General features: G+C 45.4%; 17 protein-coding genes and 3 pseudogenes. 10 read left to right on the top strand and 10 right to left on the bottom strand.

Going from position 1 to position 22462, the window contains the following annotated elements; all coding sequences use genetic code 11:
* Window positions 1-22: 22 nt before the first annotated feature.
* A pseudogene (locus tag CAG69_RS18975) lies at window positions 23-1316 on the top strand (glycoside hydrolase family 18 protein).
* 25 nt (window positions 1317-1341) lie between these two features.
* On the opposite strand, the gene CAG69_RS18970 reads toward CAG69_RS18975, so the two are convergent.
* The 7 genes from CAG69_RS18970 to moeA all read right to left on the bottom strand — a co-directional run bounded on the left by CAG69_RS18970 (window position 1342) and on the right by moeA (window position 9716).
* On the bottom strand, window positions 1342-3633 hold the full coding sequence (locus tag CAG69_RS18970; protein WP_046875898.1) for a bifunctional diguanylate cyclase/phosphodiesterase: 2292 nt from the start codon (window positions 3631-3633) through the stop codon (window positions 1342-1344).
* A gap of 21 nt (window positions 3634-3654) precedes the next feature.
* Complete coding sequence (locus CAG69_RS18965; RefSeq protein WP_161445659.1) at window positions 3655-4485, bottom strand: sulfurtransferase; 831 nt, start codon at window positions 4483-4485, stop codon at window positions 3655-3657.
* A 39-nt stretch (window positions 4486-4524) separates the two neighbouring features.
* Window positions 4525-4821, bottom strand: coding sequence for a hypothetical protein (locus tag CAG69_RS18960; protein WP_006741132.1), 297 nt, complete (start codon window positions 4819-4821; stop codon window positions 4525-4527).
* Between the two features lie 140 nt (window positions 4822-4961).
* Window positions 4962-5414, bottom strand: a complete 453-nt coding sequence (locus CAG69_RS18955; protein ID WP_161445657.1) for a hypothetical protein — start codon at window positions 5412-5414, stop codon at window positions 4962-4964.
* 10 nt (window positions 5415-5424) lie between these two features.
* Entirely contained in the window at window positions 5425-7536 is a 2112-nt protein-coding gene (locus CAG69_RS18950; protein WP_161445655.1) for an LruC domain-containing protein, read from the bottom strand.
* 185 nt (window positions 7537-7721) lie between these two features.
* Window positions 7722-8471 carry a molybdopterin-synthase adenylyltransferase MoeB gene (moeB, locus tag CAG69_RS18945; RefSeq protein WP_006741129.1) on the bottom strand — a complete coding sequence of 250 codons (750 nt, stop codon included), beginning with the start codon at window positions 8469-8471 and terminating at the stop codon, window positions 7722-7724.
* A gap of 9 nt (window positions 8472-8480) precedes the next feature.
* Window positions 8481-9716: a molybdopterin molybdotransferase MoeA gene (gene moeA / locus CAG69_RS18940; protein WP_161445653.1), complete on the bottom strand. Its 1236-nt coding sequence runs from the start codon at window positions 9714-9716 to the stop codon at window positions 8481-8483.
* Between the two features lie 287 nt (window positions 9717-10003).
* Between moeA and folE the strand changes: the two genes are divergently transcribed.
* Together folE and CAG69_RS18930 are read left to right on the top strand one after the other, a co-directional pair.
* Window positions 10004-10657, top strand: coding sequence for a GTP cyclohydrolase I FolE (gene folE, locus CAG69_RS18935; RefSeq protein ID WP_006741127.1), 654 nt, complete (start codon window positions 10004-10006; stop codon window positions 10655-10657).
* A gap of 275 nt (window positions 10658-10932) precedes the next feature.
* Window positions 10933-12171: an NRAMP family divalent metal transporter gene (locus CAG69_RS18930; RefSeq protein WP_161445652.1), complete on the top strand. Its 1239-nt coding sequence runs from the start codon at window positions 10933-10935 to the stop codon at window positions 12169-12171.
* Window positions 12172-12217: 46 nt separating this feature from the next.
* Here the strand turns inward: CAG69_RS18930 and CAG69_RS18925 are convergent, their stop codons facing one another.
* Complete coding sequence (locus CAG69_RS18925) at window positions 12218-13165, bottom strand: TDT family transporter (protein WP_048624849.1); 948 nt, start codon at window positions 13163-13165, stop codon at window positions 12218-12220.
* A 261-nt stretch (window positions 13166-13426) separates the two neighbouring features.
* Window positions 13427-14830: a H(+)/Cl(-) exchange transporter ClcA gene (gene clcA, locus CAG69_RS18920; RefSeq protein ID WP_161445650.1), complete on the bottom strand. Its 1404-nt coding sequence runs from the start codon at window positions 14828-14830 to the stop codon at window positions 13427-13429.
* A 491-nt stretch (window positions 14831-15321) separates the two neighbouring features.
* On the opposite strand from clcA, the gene CAG69_RS18915 reads away from it, so the two are divergent.
* On the top strand, window positions 15322-15900 hold the full coding sequence (locus CAG69_RS18915; protein WP_185090682.1) for a hypothetical protein: 579 nt from the start codon (window positions 15322-15324) through the stop codon (window positions 15898-15900).
* Here CAG69_RS18915 and CAG69_RS18910 read toward each other — a convergent pair.
* The gene (locus tag CAG69_RS18910) at window positions 15881-16294 is read right to left on the bottom strand and encodes a helix-turn-helix domain-containing protein (RefSeq protein ID WP_005396084.1); all 414 of its coding nucleotides are present in this window, start codon (window positions 16292-16294) and stop codon (window positions 15881-15883) included. The genes CAG69_RS18915 and CAG69_RS18910 overlap by 20 nt on opposite strands.
* Window positions 16295-16389: 95 nt before the next feature.
* Between CAG69_RS18910 and CAG69_RS18905 the strand changes: the two genes are divergently transcribed.
* The 6 genes and pseudogenes from CAG69_RS18905 (at window position 16390) to CAG69_RS18880 (ending at window position 22412) form a co-directional block, all read left to right on the top strand.
* Complete coding sequence (locus CAG69_RS18905; RefSeq protein ID WP_047008144.1) at window positions 16390-17298, top strand: aldo/keto reductase; 909 nt, start codon at window positions 16390-16392, stop codon at window positions 17296-17298.
* A gap of 367 nt (window positions 17299-17665) precedes the next feature.
* A complete protein-coding gene (locus tag CAG69_RS18900) occupies window positions 17666-18670 on the top strand; it encodes a response regulator (RefSeq protein ID WP_161445648.1) in 1005 nt (334 codons plus the stop codon).
* Window positions 18670-19107 (top strand): PAS domain-containing protein, encoded by a 438-nt coding sequence (locus CAG69_RS18895; protein WP_005396081.1) that lies wholly within the window; start codon window positions 18670-18672, stop codon window positions 19105-19107. Before CAG69_RS18900 ends, CAG69_RS18895 begins: the two co-directional genes overlap by 1 nt.
* 86 nt (window positions 19108-19193) lie before the next feature.
* Window positions 19194-19667: pseudogene (locus tag CAG69_RS18890) on the top strand (NAD(P)H-hydrate epimerase); the annotation flags it as partial.
* 19 nt (window positions 19668-19686) lie between these two features.
* Window positions 19687-20931, top strand: a pseudogene (locus CAG69_RS18885) (NAD(P)H-hydrate dehydratase); the annotation flags it as partial.
* A gap of 437 nt (window positions 20932-21368) precedes the next feature.
* Complete coding sequence (locus CAG69_RS18880) at window positions 21369-22412, top strand: GMP reductase (RefSeq protein ID WP_005396079.1); 1044 nt, start codon at window positions 21369-21371, stop codon at window positions 22410-22412.
* Window positions 22413-22462: the final 50 nt, after the last annotated feature.

The following is a 22462-nucleotide window of genomic DNA, read 5'->3' as shown; positions in this document are numbered from 1 at the left end:
TACATCTACTCTGGAGAACACAATGAAAAAGACACTTCTTGCTGCACTGATTATGGGGCTGACTGGTGCGGCGCACGCCGAGCAAAAAGTCGTGGCGGGGTTACTTTGCGGGTTGGCAGTACGCGAATGCAGAAAACCCATACACGGTGAACGATATTCCCGCCGATAAGCTGACGCATGTGATTTACGCGTTTCTTAGTATGTGCGGCCCTCATGCCGGTGCTTCTGAAACGGTACAAAAACTGGTTGCCGAACAATGTGAAGGAAAAGATCCGTATACGGCGATCATTGTCGATACCGAAGCAGCATTAGAAAAGGACTTTGGCGATGTCTCCGTTAACGTGCCATACAAAGGCCACTTCGCTCAACTTGCTGAAATGAAGAAACAACATCCTGATCTTAAAATTCTCCCTTCTTTTGGTGGTTGGACAATGTCCGAACCGTTCCATGCTATGGCGAAAAGCAAACAAGCGATGGATCAATTTTCAAAAACTGCCGTTAAGTTGATTGCTCAATATGATTTCTTTGATGGTATTGATCTGGATTGGGAATACCCAGGTGGTGGCGGTTTAACAACGTCGCCTTGGAACCCTGACACCAAGCTTTCTGATGAACAAAAAGCATCTGAGCGTGAGGCCTTTACCTATTTAGTAAAAACCATGCGTGCAGAGTTAGATGAACTCACAAATCAAACCAAACGTGAATACGAGCTCTCTACTGCTGTTGGCGTTGGTCCAAAAGCAGCAGGTATCGATTGGAAAGGCGCGGAGCCGTACCTAACTAACATGTTTGCAATGACGTATGACTTCCTTGGTGGTTGGGGGCAGCAAACCGGGCATACTACCAACTTGCATGCGACTGAGCGAAGCTGGTGGGGCATGGGCGCAGACGTGTTCATCAATCAGATGATTGAGCTCGGTATTCCAAGTGAGAAACTGGTGATTGGCGCTGCGTTTTACGGGCGTGGCTGGCAAGGTACCAAAGACTTCTCGGGTGGCTTACCAACGCAAGATCTTGTCTCCGAGCAAGGAGCGCAGTTTGGTACGGGTGAGAACGGCTATTTCATGTTCTGGGATTTGGTGAAGAACTATGGAGCGGAGCAGGGTTACGAGTACAAGTATGATGAGCAATCTCAAGCACCTTACTTGTGGCATCCTGTAAAGAAAGTCTTTATCTCTTACGAAGATCAACGCTCGATCAAAGCCAAAGCAAATTGGGCTAAACAGGCGAACTTAGGTGGCATTTTTACCTGGGAATTATCAGGCGACCCGAAAGGCGAGTTGGTGGAGGTGATGTACCAAGAAATGAATAAATAAAACCTTCTAAGCAAAGCGATCGTAATTATTCAACTACGGTTTCTTTGCTTTGGTTCTGCTTCGTAAAAGCGATCAAGTCTTCAAGCGATAAAGGTTTAGAGTAGAAGTAGCCCTGAATCAAATCACAACCGCAAGCTTTTAACTCATTCAGTTGTTGCAGCGTTTCTACTCCTTCAGCTAGTACTTTCATTTCAAAGTTTTTGCCGATAGAAATGATATTCTTAACCATATTCAGTGCTTTTTTGTCATGCTCAATGTGATCGACAAAGCTCTTGTCAATCTTCACCTCGTCAATAGGTAGCGTACGCAACATGCTTAATGAAGAGTAGCCAGTCCCGAAATCATCGAGCGATATTTTAAAGCCAAGAGCATGCAAGCGCTCGCAAATTGGTGCGAACTTTTCAAGATCTTCAATAAACAGGTTTTCGGTGATCTCTAGGGTAATCTTTGAACATTCGATGCCGCGTTTCTCAATAGCATTCATAAGATTAGTAATGAATTTGGCGTGAACAAACTGTTTGACCGAGATGTTAATAGACATCTGGATAGATGTATCAATATTACCAGTCAGCTTAGCCATATCTGTCAGGCTATTTTCAATGATTTGTTCACCAATACGAACCATCAACCCAGTGCTTTCTGCGACGGGAATAAATTCACTTGGTGGGACTAAGCCGAGCTCATCATCACTCCAACGAATAAGCGCTTCGACACCATAAATATCGCCTTCTAGGTTTAACTGAGGTTGATAAACCATATGAAGCGCTTGCTTATCTATCGCGAGCCTCAGGCGTTGCTCAATTTTCATTTTACGCAGATGTGTAGCTTGCATCTGTTGATTGAACAGGCTGTATACGTTGCGTTGTTTTTTCGCTTGATACATCGCAATATCGGCTGACAGGAGCAGTTCATCTAATGTTTCACCATGGTGTGGATAGCAGGCAATACCAATACTGCAACTGAGCAGAAACTGACTGTCATTGACTTCGTAGGGCTCTGATAGCGCCTTTATTAAGTCGCTCGCTAGTCTTTTAACGCTTACTTCATCAATTCGATTTGTTAGAAAAATAAACTCGTCACTGGCTTCACGGATGATTAATCGGCCATCGTTAACAAAGGTGTTTAAGCGGATAGATATTTGTTTTAGAACTTCGTCGCCAAAGTCATGACCATGTGTGTCGTTGACTGATTTGAAATTATCAATATCGATAAACATCAAAGAAAAAGGATTCCCTTTCCCAGAAAGCCAGTGTCGAATGTTTGCGCGTAGGTACTCTCGGTTTGGTAATCCAGTGAGATGATCGTGGTTCGCTTGATAGAGCAAACGCAGTTTTGTTTTATGTTCATTGTTCGCAATGGAGCGAAATAAAGCGTAAAAAGCACCTTGGACGATAAGAAAAACAATCGAGTACAGTGCAAACTGTTCGTAAAATCCGCGCTTAATAAAATTCAAATCTGTCGAGGAAGAGGCCCAAAGATGATAATCAGGAAGGTATCTCAATGTGATTAACTCACTCAGGCGAGAATTGTCGACAACAATATTGAGCGCTCGTGTGAGCTCTTTTAGTTGCGCCATATCCCAGCCTGAATCTTTTGTGATTTGAGCCATAACGGCTTTTATATCTAAATCATTGGCAGGTTTTAGGTAATCTTCTAGGGTTGTATCTTCTGACGAGCTAAAAGTAAGGTAGCCATCACTGCGGATCAATGTGACCCGGTTGTGCTCATTGGCATGGATATCGTTACGAAAAACCGAAGATGAATTCATATTAAAGCCAGCCGTCATCACTGCTTGTACAACACCATCTTTATTTGGAATTGCTTTTCGGATCGGAATCACAAGTGAATCTTGAGCTGGCATAAAATACGTTCGACCTATAATCATTCGGTCGGAGTTGAGCGCTGCCAAAAAGGTATCACGAGTCAATGGATCTTGTTTTAGATTATGTAGCTTTGCCAAGATCAAGTTGGAGCTTACGGCGATGTAGTCTCCATCGGGGTTGGTTAGGCCGAATCCAATAATCGCCGGATGGATACTGAGCAGTTTGTCCAGCATCGGGCGAGTTTGAACTGCTGCTGTACGAGTAAAGTCATTTCTCTCGACCAACTGATGACCAATGACTTCAAGTAACGATTCTTGTCCTTTCAGAAGTGATTCGACAGAAGAGGCAAACAGCTCCAATTGTAGGAGCTGCTTATCTTTGTACTTATTCAGGGTTGACTCATAATGGTAGCGGCCAAACAACACGAACAGCACGGCGCTTATCGTAAGTAGCGCCATGTATAGTGTCCAAATGTTCTTCTTTAACCTGACCATGCCGCTTCGATAGCTCCTAGATTAGCGAGTAATGGGTAATGAGTGGTCTGCGCCCCATTCTGTCCATGACCCGTCATAGACCGATAAATCACGCCAACCTAACTGGTATGCTGCTAGCAGCAAAATACAGGCCGTTACACCTGAGCCACAACTGAAAATGATTGATTTATCATTATATAACGTTAGTGCACTAAATGCTTGTTTCAATTCCGAGTTTGCCTTTATAAAGCCATTACTCAATAATGTTTGGAAAGGGAGGCAAACAGAATTAGGAATATGACCAGAACGCAGTCCCTCCCTTGGCTCGGGTACCTCGCCTAAAAAACGTGCACGTGAGCGAGCGTCAACAATGTTTGCACTGCAATTGTTTGAGTACTCTAATATTGCATTTGCGTCCAAAAAAGCATGTTTATTTAATTTCCCAGTAAAGTTTCCAAGCTGCTTAGCTTCTGACAAGACATCCGTGACTGGCAGCTCTGCCTCAATCCAAGCCGGGAGGCCACCATTAAGCACTTTGACATTATGGTGTCCCATTGCCTTAAACATCCACCATGCGCGCGGAGAGGCGAGTGTTCCTGAGTTGTCATAAACAACAATAAGGTCTTCGTTGTTCAGGCCAAGTTTCTGAGCGCTGTTATTAAATCCCTCTTCTGTTGGCATCATATGAGGGAGATTGGTATCTGGGAGACAAAAGTCATTGTCGTAGTCGAAACGCAATGAGCCTGGAATCCACTTATTGGTGATCTTTTTCCCTTCGGAAGGAATTTGAAAACGAATACTCGCGTCTAGAAGTTTTACATTTGGTTGGTCTAATAAAGCATGAAGTTCTTTGGCATCGATCAATGCTTGCATGGTTAAATCCTTCTGATTTGGGAAGTCCGCACAGTATCTTTACTCACAGCGAATGAATGAAAGGGATGAGTCAAGACTTGAGCGGGATGCTTGGTGGAACAACGCAATAGAGCCCACTGGACAAGATGCGGACACTGGAACCGTCACTCGTTGTTGCTCTATCTCAGGTGAATTGATAGTGAGGTACCGACGTTGACCATCAAGGGACTGAGTTAAAGTATTGCTAATGACGGTGGCTGAAACCGTGTTTTCATCCGTTTGCTTAATGAGCAACAAGAGCACAAGTAGGGCAATGAAACCGCTGAAGACCAACATATAGGTTTTGGGATTATCCAATTTGCGCTCCATTGCTATTGTTTCAAGTAATCATTTTGTTTTACAACAAAAAAATCGCATGTTCAAAGAACGATGCGATTTTGTCTTAAAACCTGTGGCTTGCGCCAGTCCCGAGTATCAATGCTCACCAATAGAGCATCTTACATGCGCCATGTCGTATTTCCGGTTGAGACGACTTTTTGAAGAGGTTCTGAGCCATCGTAAAACCAAATTTCGACTAACAGGTTATCTTGGCTGTCCGAGGTGGAGAAGTCTAAGTTAGCTTTCCCGCTTGTCAGCGCAGCAGAAGCAACATTGCTCGAATATTTCGCTTGGTAGGTTCCAGACGCATCTTCACGGTACTCCTTATAAATGCTCAGATGTGCGCGCTGTAAAGAGTAACCACTAATATCTACCGTAAGTGAGCTTTCTAACCTTGGGTCATAATCGAACCCATCTGGTACGTCTAAGTTTTGCATGCTTGGCTCTTCAACAATAACGGTAGTTTGAGCTGGAGGTGGAGTAGCGTTATCGTTGCTTTTGTCTCCACCGCCGCCACCGCCGCCGCAGGCTGTTAACGCTAATCCCATGATGATTGTGATTAAGTTTTTCATGATGCTTCTCCTATGGAATGTAACGTTTGTTTGCTTTAGGTTGGGTATGCCAGTTTGCTCCTTCTCGCCCACCAGACTCGGCATAGGTGGCAAACTCTGGGTAAGCGTCAACTAAGTCAACTTTCTCTAGCGGCCAATTCCACTCTTCGACGATAAGCAATGCCCAAGGAAGATTATTCGCTGTTTTGAAGTACACGCCTCGAGCCGGGTCACTTGCGTCTACGCCCACGCCATATAGGTTTGCGTCATCAAACTGCTCGGTTGGTGTTTGGTCTGGCAAATGTACTTCCCATTTTCTACCTGGTTGAAAGGTGATGCCATCGCCGTGATATGTATTGGGTGTGGCAAAGATAAATGGGTCATAAGGCATGGCCTGTAGCGCTGAGTGGTCGGCTCCTTCCTTAAAGTAGATGGTCAGTGTGAAAGACAACGCGACGTTATCATTACAACCCGTTTGGGTTCGAAAATACGCACATTGACTTTGCGCATACTGACTGAGGTCGTCACTGATAATGAAGATGGCTTCTTCTGATATCGCTTCTAGACCGTTGGTCGGTTGTTCTTTGCCATTAAACGTTAGCTTTGTTAAGCCGTTTTCAATGCTTGCTTTCGAAACGCCAGGTAGACGAATAGCAAAGCCATTTTTATAGCCAGCCCCATAGGCGGCCAGATCTCCGCTAATTTGGATATTTTCCACCGTGCCGTCCATACGTGTTTCAGTCATACGGAACTTAATGACTACGTCATTCATGTCGTAGTCAGCGGTGTAAGGCCAGTTGTCTTCATACGCGACCGTTGCGTAGGAATCGGCACTTGGGAAGTGCTGTACGGATACGCCGTTTTCAGTGATTGTGATTGGGTAATCTTCTACTTCACCTGATGTTGATCCGCCATCGAAGTTCAGACCAGTTTGTTGGCTAAAGCGGAATCGGCTCCAGCTAGGACCTGCGGTTGCCAGTTCAGAGACGACAAATGGAAGCGTATTGCTGCCTGCAGAGAGTAACTCATCAGTGAATACTTGCTCACCTTCGTCAGCAAAGTCACCATCTCGGTTCCAGTCAAACCAAGCTGACAAGTAGCCGGATGTTGATGCAGTTACGCTCACTAGTGAACTTAACCCTGGGTCGAGTGCGGCAACAAAGCCGACGCCATCTTCATCTGCTGTACCAACTTTGTTATCTCCAGACGGAGCCACTTGTCCATCGGCATCACCATCTGGCGCAATTGTGCCAAGCCAAGTTACACCATCAACAGCGTGGCGTGGTCCGTTAGAAGAGAGCAAGGTAGCGTAAGTGTCAGGTGCGTCACCAAAGTCAATTGGCTCGTCTTCGTCAATAACAGGAGCGTTCGCGCATCGGGCACCGTCATTTTGGCTGGAACTTGGACCGTTAGACACAAATTCTACAGCAGGAACAATGCCCGCAGCGATATTGGCGGCATTATTTTCTGATAAGTCGACGCGATAAATTTTGCCGTCCTGGTTACGCGATACGTAGTAGTTTCCGTTTACATCAAAGTAGCCTGCACCAAAGGTACCCGTTTCCCCTGTATTGCCGATCGCGGTTGCTTGGCCTGTTTTTGTATCGAATTTATACAATACGCCAGACCCATTATCGATACCATAGAGCGCACCGTCGCCAGGGTGGAACGCAAAGTCGGTTAAACTCACACTTGCATTTGATGTGATTTTATTCAGGGTTAAGGTAGCATTTGGGTCCGTATCTAACGGCGACAGATCAATGGAAAATAGCCCTTTACCTTTGCGATACAAGTAGTAGACGTGGTTGTACACGTCGCCGACAAAAAACGTATGGCTAGGAAGCCCTTGTACGTTGAGAGTTTCTGCTTGAAAGTCCTGGCCTAAACGTACGATTTTCAAGTTGGCTGTATCGTAACCATAGATGTATCGATCAGTGAAGTTGAAACCGACGCCGTTAATACCAGATGCTAAGCCCACATCGTCGGTCAGTAACTTGGTTGATCCGGTAACCAGATTAACGCCGTAAACTTGCACTGGGGTCGATTGGAATAAATATGCTTTGCTCGGACAAGTGTCGAATGGCGCTGCGCTTACGTATGCGCTTGCGAACAGAGATCCAAGTAATAGTGATGTCCTTTTCATGATTCGCCCTCTCATTGGTTTGTATGATATGCAATGAAAGGAATGTGCCAGTTTTTAACTCACTGTTTATAATGAATTTTATATCGGTAAGTTATTTGGTTCGAAATATGAATCTCAGAATAAGAAAAAGCTCAACGTTACGTTGAGCTTTTTGATAATCTTCATTGATAAGCTGACAGCGTTACTTAGCCACAAACAGGGCAGGTCGGCATTTTCATCAAATTCATTTCCCGCCAGGACATGCTAAACGCATCGAGAATGAGGATCTTCCCTTTTTTGGGTTGGCCGTAATTTGCAATCACCTTGATGGTTTCCATCGCTTGTACAGCGCCAACAATACCCACAACAGGCGCCATGACGCCAGCTTCAACGCAACTTAATGCACTGCTGCCGAATAGCGCGCTCAAACACTGATAGCACGGTTGAGTTGGGTCGTCGTACGTAAACACACTCACTTGGCCTTCCATACGAATGGCTGCACCAGAAATAAGCGGTGTTTTTGTTGCAAAGCAGAGTCGGTTGAGTTGATTGCGAGTGTCGACGTTATCTGAAGCATCGACCACCACAGTGTGTTGCTCAATCAAAGCCTGAAGCTGAATGTCGTCAAGGCGTTTAGCAACGGTGTTTACTTCGATATGAGGATTAAGTTCCCGCAACGCATCCGCCGCGGAGTCAACCTTTTTACGGCCAATATCGGCGTCGTGGTGCAATACTTGGCGTTGTAAATTGGAGAGCTCAACAATATCGTCATCGATAAAAGTAATATTGCCAACACCAGCCGTGGCAAGGTATTGGCTAGAAGCGCAACCTAAACCGCCAGCACCCAAAATAAGCACTGAGCTTTGTTTGAGCGCTTCTTGCCCTTCGAAATCGAACTGGCGAAGAATGATCTGGCGGTTATAGCGCAGCATCTCCTGATCGGAAAGAATATCCACGGTATGTTCCTAGTATAACGTTGAGTTAAACAGTTGGATTTGAACCGTTTCACCAACTTCCACACGGCCACGCTCACGTTCCAACACAACAAAGCAGTTTGCCAAACTCATTGAGCGAAAGGCTCCTGAACTTTGGTTGCCAGTGCTTTCAACGACAAATTTACCGTTTTCTAGAGTATAGATACCGCGTTGGTAGTCTGTACGTCCCGGCGCTTTCTTAAATGCGGTTTTAGTCGTAGCAGGGATAGACTCAGGTGCTTTCCATTCAGTGTGGCCAGCCAATCTAGCCAACATTGGTTGAACAAGTACGTACATGGTTAGCACCGCAGATACAGGGTTACCTGGTAGCCCACAGAACCAAGCAGTACTTAACTTGCCAAATGCGAAAGGTTTACCCGGCTTGATTGCCAGTTTCCAGAAACCGATTTCGCCAAGTTCTTCAAGAATGTCTTTGGTGTAATCTGCTTCACCAACGCTGACGCCGCCAGACGTTACAACCACATCCGCAAGCGTTTGTGCTTTTTCGAATGTTGCTTTTAGTGTTTCTGGGCAGTCAGGGATAATGCCAAGATCAATCGCTTCACAACCAAAGTTTTCGATTAGCGGCTTAATACCGTAACGATTACTGTCGTAGATTTGACCCGCCTTGAGTGGCTCACCCAATGGTTTAAGTTCATCACCTGTGGAGAAAAATGCCACCTTTGGCTTACGCACGACGGTGACATGGCTGACACCAAGAGAGGCAATCATTGGAATATCGCGCGGTGTCAGGCGCGCGCCTTTTGCCAATACAATATCCCCTTGCTTGATGTCGTCACCCGTAGGGCGGATGTTATTTTTCGGCTTCACATCCGTTTGGTTGAACTGAATACCAGCGTCGGTCACTTCCGTATTTTCTTGCATGATAACGGCGTCACAGCCTTCCGGAATTTTCGCGCCAGTCATGATTCGAACACAAGTGCCTGCCGGCCATTCACCATCAAAAGGCTGACCTGCGAAGGATTTACCTGCCAGAGGCAACACTGTAGACACTTCTAGGTCTTGAATACGAATGGCATAACCGTCCATTGCTGAATTGTCGAAAGGGGGCACGTGAATTGGCGATAAAATGTCTTCAGCCAGCACAAAACCCAGAGCGTCAGCAAGAGGAAGAGAAAGTGTCGTTTGGATAGGTTTGATTCGCGATAGCATCTTATCCATCGCTTCTTCAATTGGCATCAAGCCAGGTGCATCGCAGCAGCCCATTGAGATAATCCTATGTTCTTTTGTTTTGTGGCAACTCTACCATAAAAGGGGACCGAGTAAGAATGTCCACCTATAAAATATGGGTGTAATTATTCAAAAATCCGAGTATCCTTGTCACCCATCCGAAAGGGGTAAAGTTCCTACGGAGCATGAGAAAATAGCTCAGTGTATTCTTGTTATGTGCCTTGGCGTTATAAACATCGGACTGAGCGACTTTAACGCTACGGGATGAAAACACGGCAATTGTATTTCACACCGAGAGTGGTAGTTACAAAAGAGGAAGTGGAATGTCAGGTCTTAGCGAGTCAGCAAAGTTAGTGAAAGAAGCGCTAGAGCAACGCGGGTTAGAAACACCAATGCGCCCTAATGCCGTTAGCCGTGAAGAGAAGAAGGAAAAGATTGAATACCACATGCGTGAGATTCTTGGTCTGCTTCAGCTCGACCTTACGGATGATAGCTTAGAGGAAACGCCACACCGCATTGCAAAAATGTACGTGGACGAGATTTTCTCTGGTTTGGATTACTCCAACTTCCCCAAGATCACAGTTATCGAAAACAAGATGAACGTGAGCGAAATGGTTCGCGTGAAAGACATTACTGTGACCAGTACGTGCGAACACCATCTTGTGACAATCGACGGAAAAGCCGCTGTTGCTTATATTCCTCGCGGTAAGATCATTGGCTTGTCTAAGATCAACCGTATTGTTCGTTTCTTTGCGCAACGCCCTCAAGTTCAAGAGCGTATGACCCAGCAAATCCTTGTTGCTTTGCAAACATTGCTTGAGTCTGACGATGTAGCGGTGACTATCGACGCGACGCATTACTGTGTGAAGTCACGCGGCGTGATGGATGCCACCAGTGAAACCACGACTACAGCGTTAGGTGGTATTTTTAAGAGCAACCCAGCGACCCGTGCTGAATTTCTGCATGGCCTGCGTTAATCAAATCGACAAATAAAATTGAGAGAGGATGGCGAGTTGCCATCCTTTTTTATATCTTTTATATCCAAATCATCGTCAAGTGAGTCGCAATAAATAGTAATTATGCAATTGTGTATTGACAGTCACATTCGTTGCTCTTAATATATGCGCCCAATGAACGGTTACAACTTGTAATCGTTTGTTTTAAAAAGAGATATTTCTCTAAGTTCAGCTGATCTCGGTCAGTTGTCTTTCTATTTTCTAATAATAGAAAGACAACAAATTTGGGACTCGGCATGACTACACAAAGCACTATCAGCACCTCCTCTATTTCAGCTCCAGTTACAGAAAGCCGTTGGCAAAAGAAAGCCATGCTCAGTGTCGCTTTTTTGATGGCGACAACCTCTGTGGGTCCCGGCTTTTTGACTCAAACCGCAGTCTTCACAAATATCTACAAAGTCGACATGGCATTTCCAGTTTTGGCTTCCATTTTTATCACGTTTGGTATTGTGATGAACTTGTGGCGTATTGTCGGCGTTTCTGGCATGCGAATCCAAGACATTGCGAACAAAGTGGCACCCGGCATGGGTTATGGTGTTGGTATTCTCCTTGCGCTTGGTGCAGTGGCGTTTAACTTTGGCAACGTGAGTGGCGCAGCGTTAGGCATCAATGTGCTAACGGGCGTGGACACAACATGGGGCGCACTGTTTACCGGTGTCGTTGGCTGTTTGTTGTTTGTGGTTCATAACGCCTCCAAACGAATGGACCAAATGGCCCGCTACCTTGGCTTGTTCATGATTGTTCTGATCGCATACGTGGCTATGACGAGTTTACCTCCGATGGGAGAGACACTAAGTGCAGCGGTGATGCCTATGGATGTTGGTAGTTTGCTTCTGCCTACGTTGACTATCGTTGGCGGTGCAGTTGGCGGTTACTACACGGGTGCACAACGCCTAGTAGACATTGGCTTGAAAGGCAAAGAGAACGTGCCTTCCATCACCTCAACAGCGTGGGCTGGTATTTCTATTGCGGTGGTTATTCGAATCCTACTGTTTTTGGCGGTGTTTGGCGTTATCGCGACAGGCGCAACGCTGGATACGGCTAACCCTGCGGCGGATGCTTTCCGTCAAGGTGCTGGCCAGCTTGGTTACTTCATCTTTGGCTTAGTACTGTTTGTAGCTTCCATCACGTCTGTGGTTGGCAACTCTTACATGGCTATATCATTAATTAAGACGCTTTTCCCAGTTGTGGCGCGAAACGAGAAAGCGTGGTGTGTTGGTTTCATTATCCTAACCTCGCTAGGCACGGTAACCATGGACATGCCAATTCTTCTTTTGATGCTAGCGGGCCTAGTGAACAGCATTATTCTTCCTATCGTTTTGGGCACTGTATTGGTTGCGACAAAACGCAAAGATATTGTCGGTGACTACCAACACCCAATGTACTTAACGCTAACTGGAGCAGCGATTGTTATCGTAATGGCGGCATCGAGTTTGACTAACATTGGGAACTTCATGGCGAAGTTTGCGGGTTGATGTCTTATTGATAGAGATAAACAGCGGCCTCAGATGAGGCCGTTTTTTATGCTTGTTTAGAGGGCGACTTAACGATTTCTGGCCAATACATTTTGATGTAACCTGCCGATACCCAAACCACCAACACAGTCGCAATGCTGAGCTCTAAAAAGCCAAAATCGTGTAGCCAGTGCCAGTGAGGGTGCGATTCGGCAAAAAAAGAGGTTAAGCGATGCATTGCGATGGCGCTGATCACGGAAGGAAAGGTTACTGCCGCGATAGAAGGTTGAAACTTCAAGCGAAGTAAGCGGAAGTAACATAAGTAGATCAATAACGTCATAGTGATGGCGATCCCTGCCAATGCGCCTGTTAGTATCGGATCAGGTAAGGGAAAGTTCACCAAGTATGCTGCTAATGACAAGTTTACCGGTGCGGCCATAATTGCGAGGGTCGGCCTGGCTCGTCTCGGTAGAGATCCGAAAAACACCAAACGATAGAGCACCAGCGGTAACATAAAGAAATAAATGCCAATGCACATCATCGCTAAGGTTTCAGAGAATAGGTTGTGACCCAATTGGGAGCCTGCTAATGAGCTGCTGATCAGTCCCACTGGATAGAGAAACCAGCTAGGTACAATATTCGACATTTTGAAGTTCATTAGCTGAAAGCTAAAAAACAGTACCATCATAGTAAAATGCAGCAAAAGTGCCATAAACCAGAGTGGATAAGCAATGATTGGCGCTACAGAAGCAAGATAATCTGCAAGGATCAGTAACGCCATACTCATGGGGGCCATTAAGCTACCGCTCAATGGGTGACGAATGTCGACCATAAATAATCGTGGATTCGTGGCATATTTTATCAGCACAGGGGCGAGTAAAAGCGCGCCGAGTGACGCTAAAAATGGGCGTATCGGTTCACCAATCTCAGGAACATAGAGTGCCCAAGCTTGTCCTAAACCTATCATACCTAGTGCCAACGCGGCTTGAGACGGCGGGACACTATAAAACTGCACAAGTCTTCTCCAGTTCAAATCTACTCCATTTGATTTTTGCCTGAATGAAACAAAACATGACGATTTGGATGAAATGCTCTATTTAAGTAGCGAATACTAACAAGTATGGAGAGGGGTTTCTCATGAAAGGTGGTGAGCAAATATCAGAGAATGATAATTTTGTGAGTTTGGTATCGAATATTTGGGAAAAGATGCAAAAATGCAGAGTTTATCGCTCCAAACCCTTCGATAGTCTGGAGCAAAGTGATAACAAAGAGAATGTTATGTTGATTGATTCTCCGGTAGATCCTGTTGGCGTAACTTTTCGTTTTTGATTGTGCGATGCAGCAACTGGCTGTAAATAGGTTGTCCACCCAACAATTGAGCAATAATCACAGCGCCCAAACAAGTAATGATCAATGGCAGGATTAAGTAGTAGTTATTCGTCATTTCAATCACTAACAGAATACCTGTAATCGGTGCACGTACCGTCGCAGCAAACAGGGCACCCATGCCCGCAATCGCAAATACGCCAGGTTCGATATCAAGCGTAGGAAGCAACACATCAGCACTCGCTCCGAATGCATAGCCAAACAAGGTCCCCAGAGCAAGCATAGGTGCAAAGATACCACCCGGCGCACCAGAGCCAAAGCATAGCAACGTCGTGATGACGCGACCAAAGAAAAGCAGAACTAAAACGGATACCGAGTAGTTGCCATTGGTAATATCAGGAATAAGGCCGATGCCACCGCCAGTTAGCTGTGGCACGTATAAGAGAAGCAGACCAAAAATGCCCCCAAGTAGTGAACCCACGATTAAATAGCGTTTACGATCGTTTTTGTGAATTGCGACAAAACTGTCTTGTGCCACGGTAATCAATTTATTGAAGATCACTCCGAATACGCCAAACAATGCGCCAAGCAATAAAAACAACCAAAGTGACTGAAGCTCTGGAGAGTGATATTGCGGCATTGTGATGACAGCGTCTTGCCCGTTGATGGCGCGAAACACAATGTTGGCCATAATAGCAGAGATGATCACCGCGCGAATTGAGATCAGAGAATAGCGAAACTGAGGTCGCATTTCCTCCACAACGAACATAATGCCAGCTAGTGGGGCATTAAAGGCGGCAGCCAAACCACCAGCGGCACCTGAAGCGAGTAGGGAATGACGAGTATCGTCATCTTTCACACGGAAAATATCGGTCACCATTCGACCAACTGCGCCGCCCATTTGAACTGTCGGACCTTCGCGACCAAGTACCATACCGGAGCCAAGTGCGCCCATGCCGCCGAAGAATTTAACAGGTAGAACTCGCCACCAGCGCACTGGACGAATGTTGTCCATCGCGCCTTCTATTTCTGGGATGCCTGATCCCGCAGCCTCTGGAGCAAAGCGGTGAACAAGAAAGTAACCAACAAAAGCAAGCAGAGCACTGATCAGTACAGCAGCAAGCCAAAGAGGAAGTACGCTACCGATTTCGCTTCTTAGCCATTCGGTACGGGTTTCAGAAACAAAATGAACCGCAAGTTCGAAGTAAGTGCCGACAAAACCAGCTAGTGTACCAACGATTGCGGCCATAATCAGGACAGAAAATGGTGTGGACCCTCGAGAGACAAACTGGTTAATCGCATCTTTCGGTACGTGCGCTAACACAGATTTCACAATTCTCTCTCGTTTGGTCATTAACAAGTTCTCCTGTTGCTGGTGGAAGGGACGCGAGAAAGTATACGCTTCGCAGAGTCTAGACCTAATCAATAAAGATGCAATTTAGCTTTTCACTATTGAGTGTTCGAAGTGTCGCGATGTCATTCATTCACCAGGACTGTGCTATTGCTCTCATAATTTGGGATAAAAAACTTGTTTTTTGAGCAAAATGAACCATGCTTTATGTGTAAAGCAACATGACTGCTTCAGAAGGAGGGATGTGAGGTTTTACACACAATTTGGATGGATTCAAACCCTACGGTAAGTCCTCGTTTTATGTTCGGGATGCATCAATAGACATCTCCGATTCGCACACTCACGATTGAGTAACGAGGTAGAGGCGCACGCAAATGTGCGCCTTCTTAATTTCTGCTCTACAACTTTCCGCACTACCTGCCACTATTTTTATCTTGAACAATTTCTACTAGTCGGTAATGTCTGGGTTCGATGTTAATCAACCAGAGTAATTCATGCGCTTTTATCCTCGAGTCCTGTTTTCTTTATGTTGTTTTTCGGTAACGTTTCCAGCATTTTCGACGCCGAGTTGGTGGCAGGACACGTTGTCTTCAATGCCGTACTCCAATTTAAAAGAGCGTATAGAGACAAGGGGAAGCTGGTATCGCTGTGACGTGCAGCAGCAAGATGTTTCAACGTATATCAGCACATTTTGTTTGGACGATTTTTCGTACTATCAGCAGCATCTGTATGGTGAAGTTGTTTTGGGAAAGGACAGTGCTCAGTTCTCTTTTTTGACCGAATATCAATGGCAAAGTCTCAATGACTTAATCCTCAATTTAAGAAAAGACGGGTTGGTTTTACGTAGTATAACTATCGGACAAGAACACTATGACGTCGTTGAAGCGCTGGAAAAGAAATCTTCTGAGCTCGTCGATAAAGAAGTTATCTTGTTGATAAACAGCTATCCGCAAGAAACGATTCGAAGCTTATTTTGGGTAAAGCCGGACGAGTTTGCGTCGTCATCACCGTCTTTAAATGTGGAATTGCACAGCGATGGCGAAATTATCGATGTTAAAGTGACTCGTTTTTAGATTCTTTATGGAGAGATAGGAAGGTCGCCATCGCAGACTCGTCTAAAAATCCATCCGATTTTTTGTGCGCACGCAGGTATTGATAGCCAGCGATGAGCTTACGGTGCTGTTCTTCTGCCTCATCTGGCAACGGCTGATTCATAACGTGTTGAAATGCAAGTTTGTACGCATCCATATCTACGACTTCAGCGCGGCGATATAAATAACCACATCCGGTCGCTAACCATTCAAGAGAGCAGTTGGCTCGCATCGCAATTTGATTTGCTTTCGTTAGGCTCGGTTCACTGCCTTTTAAATATTTGCGTATTAAAGCTTCAGACACATCAACGCGTCGTGCAAATCCGCTGATGCTTTCTTCTCCGATCAAGGTGGCTAGGCGTTGGGCAAAAGACATATTTCGTACTCCAGTTCGAATTGCCAAAGTTTACCCGTTGAGCCGATGTGAAAACAAGACTACGATGAATGCAGATCAATTGAAGGAGAAAAACCATGGTTGCAAAAGTTGTGACTGCACCAAAAGGCCCTGAGTTCTCAGAGCTGGTCCAAGGATATTGGCGTGCAGTTGATTGGGGCATGACTGCTCAAGAGCGTTTGTCATTCCTCAAGCAACATATTGAGTTAGGCATTACCACGGTCGATCACGCGGACATATACGGTAATTACGAGTGTGAGAAATTGTTTGGTGAAGCACTTGCTCTCGATAAGAGTGTGCGAGAGCAGATTCAGATCGTCACAAAGTGTGATATCAACCTGTGCGGAGATAAAACACCAGAGCGTAAGATCAATCACTATGATACGAGTTCCGCTCACATCTACCAATCGGTGAATAACTCGCTTGAGCGTTTGAATGTGGACGAAATCGATGTGCTTTTAATCCATCGCCCTGACGTGTTAATGGATGCCGATGAAGTGGCTGAAGCATTCTCAGAGTTACACAAAGTGGGTAAAGTGAAGCACTTTGGTGTATCTAACTTTACTCCACGTCAGTTTGAGCTGTTGCAATCTCGTTTAGGTAAGCCTCTTGTGACTAATCAAGTGGAAATCAACCCGCTTAATTTTGAAGTTGCACATGATGGAACGCTTGATCAAATGCAAATGCTGCGTACGCGCCCAATGGCTTGGTCTTGCCTCGGTGGTGGCTCAATCTTCAGTGGTGACAGTGAGCAAGCCGTTCGTGTTCGCAATGAATTAGAAGCGATTCGCGAAGAAGTAGGCGCGACTAGCATTGACCAAGTGATTTACGCTTGGGTACGCCGTTTGCCATCTAACCCAATTCCAATCATTGGCTCTGGTAAGATTGAGCGTGTGCAAACGGCAGTAAATGCGCTGAATATCGAATTGACTCGAGAGCAATGGTATCGCGTATGGGTGGCTTCTAAAGGTCACGGTGTGCCATAGAAGTGACATTTTATTGATGAATACATTATTCGAGGCACCCTATGAAAGGGTGCTTTTTTATTGCTACGCGATACCGATTTACCCAGTACTCATACTGAGCGGATAGAGTGGGAGTAAAAACGGGTTTTTAATTTAAAATGCAACTTTGTGCTTATTTTTAATGGAGGCGTTTTATCCATGTTTGTTTCATGTCACTAAACAGCGAATAGGATGTTTGCTTTTTCGCCATTTTGTTCACTCATCCATTCATATTGCGTATGCTTATTGAATAAAAAAAGAAATAAAAACTCGTCAGTTTTCTCGTATTACATGCTGTAACAATCTGTTAGACTCCGGAGCAGATTGTGGAATATAAAAAGGTGATTGAATGTCTTTTCCCGTACTCATCTGTGATGATTCAGCGTTAGCACGCAAACAGATGGCGAGATCACTACCAGCCACATTGAATGCCGATATTACGTTTGCTATCCACGGAAAAAATGCGCTAGAAGAACTCGAAAAGAACGAGTTTAAATTGATGTTTCTTGATTTGACCATGCCAGAAATGGATGGCTTTGAAACACTAGAAAACATGCAGCGGTTAGGGAATAAAACTCCCGTGGTTGTGGTGTCGGGGGATATCCAACCTAAAGCGAAAGAGCGTGTGTTCGCACTTGGCGCAAAAGCGTTTATTCAAAAACCGATCGCCAAAGATGAACTCAAGAAGGCGCTTAAAGAGTTGGTCGAGCCAGAGCCTCGTCCTCAAATTATCACGCCTGTTTCTATTGAGTTACCGATTTTACGTCGTCGCGATATTTATATGGAAGTGGCGAACGTCTCTATTGGTCGAGCCGCAGATGCATTGGCGCGTCACTTTGATGTGTTTGTGCAACTGCCTCTGCCGAACGTTAATATCTTCGAAGTGAGCGAACTACACATGGCTCTCCGTGACTTAGCGTCGCATGACAACGTATCGGGCGTTTGTCAGGGCTTTTGTGGCGAAGGTATTGCGGGTGAAGCGCTGGTGATTTTGAGCGATTCGAGCGTATCGGATCTCAAGAAGTTGATGAAAGTGCCGGCAGACAGCGACGAACTGGAAGAGCTTGAGCTGCTCATGGATGTTTCCAATATCTTGGTGGGGTCATTCTTAAATGGCTTGGGCGAACAATCTGAAGTACGATTCTTCCAAAGCCCTCCAGTGCTTCTTGGTCAGCATATATCAATTGATTCGATCATTGAGTCTACGACGGGCGCATTCAGCCGCACCATGACATTCGAGGTGAGCTACAACATTGAGGGAACGTCAATCCGTTGTGATTTATTGTTTATGTTCGTCGATGAATCTTTGCCGCTGCTCGATAACAAACTGTCATATCTAATGGAGGAGTTCTAATGTTGAATATGCCAGCAGAGTTTGAACAATTCCATTGGATGGTAGACATGGTGCAAAACGTCGACATGGGGCTCGTCGTCATTGACCGAGATTATAATGTGCAAGTGTGGAATGGGTTTATGACTCATCACAGTGGTTTGCAATCTCATGATGCAATTGGTCGTTCTATCTTTGATATCTTCCCTGAAATCCCGCAGGAATGGTTTAAGTTAAAAACAAAGCCCGTGTATGATTTAGGTTGCCGCAGCTTTATTACGTGGCGCCAGCGTCCTTACTTGTTCCGTTGCCGTAACGTACGCCCTGTTACTCAGCAAGCGGAGTTTATGTACCAGAACGTTACGCTGAACCCCATGCGTACCCCGACTGGGAAAATCAATTCGTTGTTTTTATCTATACAAGACGCGACGGCTGAAGCATTGATGTCTCAGAGTCAGTAGCGATAAAAAACTTTCTCAAAAGCCAAGGTTCGCCTTGGCTTTTTTGTATACTTATAATTGTGTTTCCTAATGCGCAGAACGTGAAGATGGACTTTAATCTCGCCCTAAAACTCTACACCGCAGAACAAGTAAAAAACGGTGAAACGCTGGCAGCGCAAATGGCTGGTGTTTCTATGTATAGCCTAATGCAACGCGCAGGTATGGCTGTGTATGAGCGTTTTTTACACTTATATCCCAAATCAAAAAATATCTTAGTCATTTGTGGCAAAGGGAATAATGGTGGTGACGGATACGTATTTGCCTCGCTTGCTAAACAAGCGCAACTCAATGTACAGGTTTTCCAAATTGGTGATGTGACTGCGCTCAAAGGTGATGCTTTACGCGCATATCAAGATTGGCAGTCCATCGATGGTGTTAGCAATGATTGGGATGAGTGGAATACCGCATTGCTAGAAGCCGATGTGATCATTGATGCCATGTTAGGCACTGGTTTAAGTGGTGAGGTTCGTTCGGAGTACCGTCGCTACATTGAGCAAATCAATCAAATTCACACCCCAGTGATTGCAGTCGATATTCNGCGCATATCAAGATTGGCAGTCCATCGATGGTGTTAGCAATGATTGGGATGAGTGGAATACCGCATTGCTAGAAGCCGATGTGATCATTGATGCCATGTTAGGCACTGGTTTAAGTGGTGAGGTTCGTTCGGAGTACCGTCGCTACATTGAGCAAATCAATCAAATTCACACCCCAGTGATTGCAGTCGATATTCCTTCCGGGTTGTGTGCAAATACAGGTGCTATTTTAGGCGATGCCATTCATGCTGAGCATACTGTAACCTTCATTGGTGTTAAGCAAGGCTTGTGCACCGGACAAGCGAGAGATCGAGTTGGTGAACTCCACTTTTGTGGGTTGGGTGTAAATGTTGAGTTTGATTCTATCGAAGTAGAAAGTGCACTAGGTATTGATCATCAGGTTGTTTCAAGGTTAATGCCCAAGCCAAACCCGACAGCACACAAAGGTGACAATGGCAAACTACTTTGTATTGGTGGTAACCAAGGTATGTCAGGAGCGATTCGCTTATGTTCCTCCGCTGCGGTTAGATCCGGAGCGGGTTTAACTGCCGCAATTACTCACCCGAGTAGCCTTATTCCACTACAGATTGGCTGCCCAGAAGTAATGAGCCAAAGCATCACCGCCGACTTACTTAGGGATACTGAGAATGACTTAACCAAACGCATTCGTTGGGCTGAAGTATTGGTGTTTGGTCCAGGTTTTGGTGATGATGAGTGGGCTTATCAAGCCTATCAATATCTGGCTCAAGAACAGAAACCTAAAGTTGTTGATGCTGATGGGCTCAATATTCTAGCGATGCTAAGCCAACGATGTGATGGCACTTTGGTGTGCGACAACCAGCGAGTGATCACGCCGCATCCTGGAGAGGCAGCTCGACTATTAAATGTAACCACTCAACAAATAGAAAATGACCGATATTCTGCTGCAAGACAACTGCAAGAGCGTTATGGCGGTGTGGTGGTTTTAAAAGGTGCGGGAACGCTTATTTACGATGGAACGAGAATGTACGTCTGCCTAGCGGGTAACGCCGGAATGGCGACGGGCGGAATGGGAGATGTGCTATCTGGTGTTATTGGTGCGTTGCTAGCTAAAGGGTTACCCATTTCCGTTGCGGCACGTTTAGGTGTGGTACTCCACAGTCATGCTGCGGATATAAACGTGAGTCAGCATGGTCAAGTTGGTCTTTTGGCAAGTGATGTTATAGGCACACTTCGTACCGCTATTACTCAACAAATCGATAGGACGTAGCTAGATCTCGCCCATCACTATGAAAAAATGATCGATTTTTTTGGAGTACTTTTTCCGAATTAGCAGCGCATCTTAGTATTAGGTGATTGAGTTTTAGGCAGATTTGAGAGGTGATGCGTTTTCATTTTAAAGGTATGACGCAAAGGTTTGCGCAATAGGTTAACTTAAACGTTTTCTTAAGTTGTTGATAATTATAAATAATGAGAAAGAATAACGACTTGAGGAGTGTTTTTGATATGCGATTATCAAGATGGTATCACAAAAAAAATTCAAATATCAGACTTGTAGGAAATAAATCACAGCCTATAATGCTGAAAACCGGAGCGTCTGCCAACGCTCCGGTTTTTTTGTGTCCGAAGAACAGTGAGCTCGTCTGCCAACGAAATCACTACGCACTCTGAGACGACACATATACATATGAATCAAGGAATTACACAATGCGTATCGAACAAGAACTTAAGTTAGGTTTTAAAGATGTACTGTTTCGCCCGAAACGTTCTACCCTTAAGAGCCGTTCTCAAGTAAATTTAACCCGCGATTTTACATTCAAGCATAGTGGTCGTCAATGGTCTGGTGTGCCTGTAATCGCAGCAAACATGGATTCGGTTGGTAGCTTTGCAATGGCTAAAGCGCTAGCTGAGCATGGTGTAATGACTGCTGTTCACAAACATTACACGGTAGAAGATTGGGCTGAGTTTGCTAAATCAGCTGATAAAGCAACTCTGAATAACGTAATGGTGTCTACGGGAACATCTGACGCGGACTTCCAAAAAACCAAAGATATTATGGCGCTTTCAGATGAATTTATTTTCATCTGTATCGACATTGCAAATGGTTACTCAGAGCATTTAGTCGAGTATGTTGAACGCGTGCGAGCAGAGTTCCCTGACAAGGTGATTTCTGCGGGTAACGTGGTTACTGGTGATATGTGTGAAGAGTTGATCCTCGCTGGTGCAGACATCGTGAAAGTAGGCATTGGCCCTGGCTCAGTTTGTACAACTCGTGTAAAAACAGGTGTTGGTTACCCGCAGCTTTCTGCAATCATCGAGTGTGGCGATGCAGCGCACGGCCTTGGTGGCATGATCATCGGTGACGGCGGTTGCTCATGCGCAGGGGATGTATCCAAAGCATTCGGCGGCGGTGCGGACTTTGTTATGCTAGGCGGCATGTTAGCGGGCCACGAAGAGTCAGGCGGCGAAGTGATCGAGAAAGACGGCGAGAAGTTCATGAAATTCTATGGCATGTCTTCTAAGAGCGCGATGGAGAAGCACTCAGGTGGTGTCGCTGGCTACCGTGCGGCCGAAGGTAAAACCGTATTATTGCCATACCGTGGTAGCGTTCACGGCACTATTCAAGACATCCTTGGTGGCGTTCGCTCAACTTGTACATACGTGGGTGCAGCAAAGCTTAAAGAACTAACCAAGCGTACTACATTCATCCGCGTTCAAGAACAAGAGAACAACGTGTTCGGTAAAGAGTAAATCGACTGAATGTAACAAGTGTTGAAACAACCATAAATTGATATTTAAAA

The organism is Vibrio sp. V43_P6S15P86 (genome assembly GCF_009904725.1).
Lineage (GTDB): Bacteria > Pseudomonadota > Gammaproteobacteria > Enterobacterales > Vibrionaceae > Vibrio > Vibrio diabolicus.
The sequence above is the reverse complement of the archived record's forward strand: the minus strand, read 5'-3'. Positions and strand labels throughout refer to the sequence as shown.

What these genes read in the sequence shown, in the direction of transcription:
- CAG69_RS18965 (WP_161445659.1), bottom strand. Translation starts at nt 4,485, where the DNA reads ATGCAAGCATTGATCGATGCCAAAGAACTTCATGCTTTATTAGACCAA.
- CAG69_RS18915 (WP_185090682.1), top strand. Translation starts at nt 15,322, where the DNA reads ATGCGCTTTTATCCTCGAGTCCTGTTTTCTTTATGTTGTTTTTCGGTA.
- CAG69_RS18900 (WP_161445648.1), top strand. Translation starts at nt 17,666, where the DNA reads ATGTCTTTTCCCGTACTCATCTGTGATGATTCAGCGTTAGCACGCAAA.
- clcA (WP_161445650.1), bottom strand. Translation starts at nt 14,830, where the DNA reads ATGACCAAACGAGAGAGAATTGTGAAATCTGTGTTAGCGCACGTACCG.
- CAG69_RS18880 (WP_005396079.1), top strand. Translation starts at nt 21,369, where the DNA reads ATGCGTATCGAACAAGAACTTAAGTTAGGTTTTAAAGATGTACTGTTT.
- CAG69_RS18895 (WP_005396081.1), top strand. Translation starts at nt 18,670, where the DNA reads ATGTTGAATATGCCAGCAGAGTTTGAACAATTCCATTGGATGGTAGAC.
- CAG69_RS18970 (WP_046875898.1), bottom strand. Translation starts at nt 3,633, where the DNA reads ATGGTCAGGTTAAAGAAGAACATTTGGACACTATACATGGCGCTACTT.
- CAG69_RS18955 (WP_161445657.1), bottom strand. Translation starts at nt 5,414, where the DNA reads ATGAAAAACTTAATCACAATCATCATGGGATTAGCGTTAACAGCCTGC.
- moeA (WP_161445653.1), bottom strand. Translation starts at nt 9,716, where the DNA reads ATGGGCTGCTGCGATGCACCTGGCTTGATGCCAATTGAAGAAGCGATG.
- CAG69_RS18950 (WP_161445655.1), bottom strand. Translation starts at nt 7,536, where the DNA reads ATGAAAAGGACATCACTATTACTTGGATCTCTGTTCGCAAGCGCATAC.
- CAG69_RS18905 (WP_047008144.1), top strand. Translation starts at nt 16,390, where the DNA reads ATGGTTGCAAAAGTTGTGACTGCACCAAAAGGCCCTGAGTTCTCAGAG.
- folE (WP_006741127.1), top strand. Translation starts at nt 10,004, where the DNA reads ATGTCAGGTCTTAGCGAGTCAGCAAAGTTAGTGAAAGAAGCGCTAGAG.
- CAG69_RS18910 (WP_005396084.1), bottom strand. Translation starts at nt 16,294, where the DNA reads ATGTCTTTTGCCCAACGCCTAGCCACCTTGATCGGAGAAGAAAGCATC.
- CAG69_RS18930 (WP_161445652.1), top strand. Translation starts at nt 10,933, where the DNA reads ATGACTACACAAAGCACTATCAGCACCTCCTCTATTTCAGCTCCAGTT.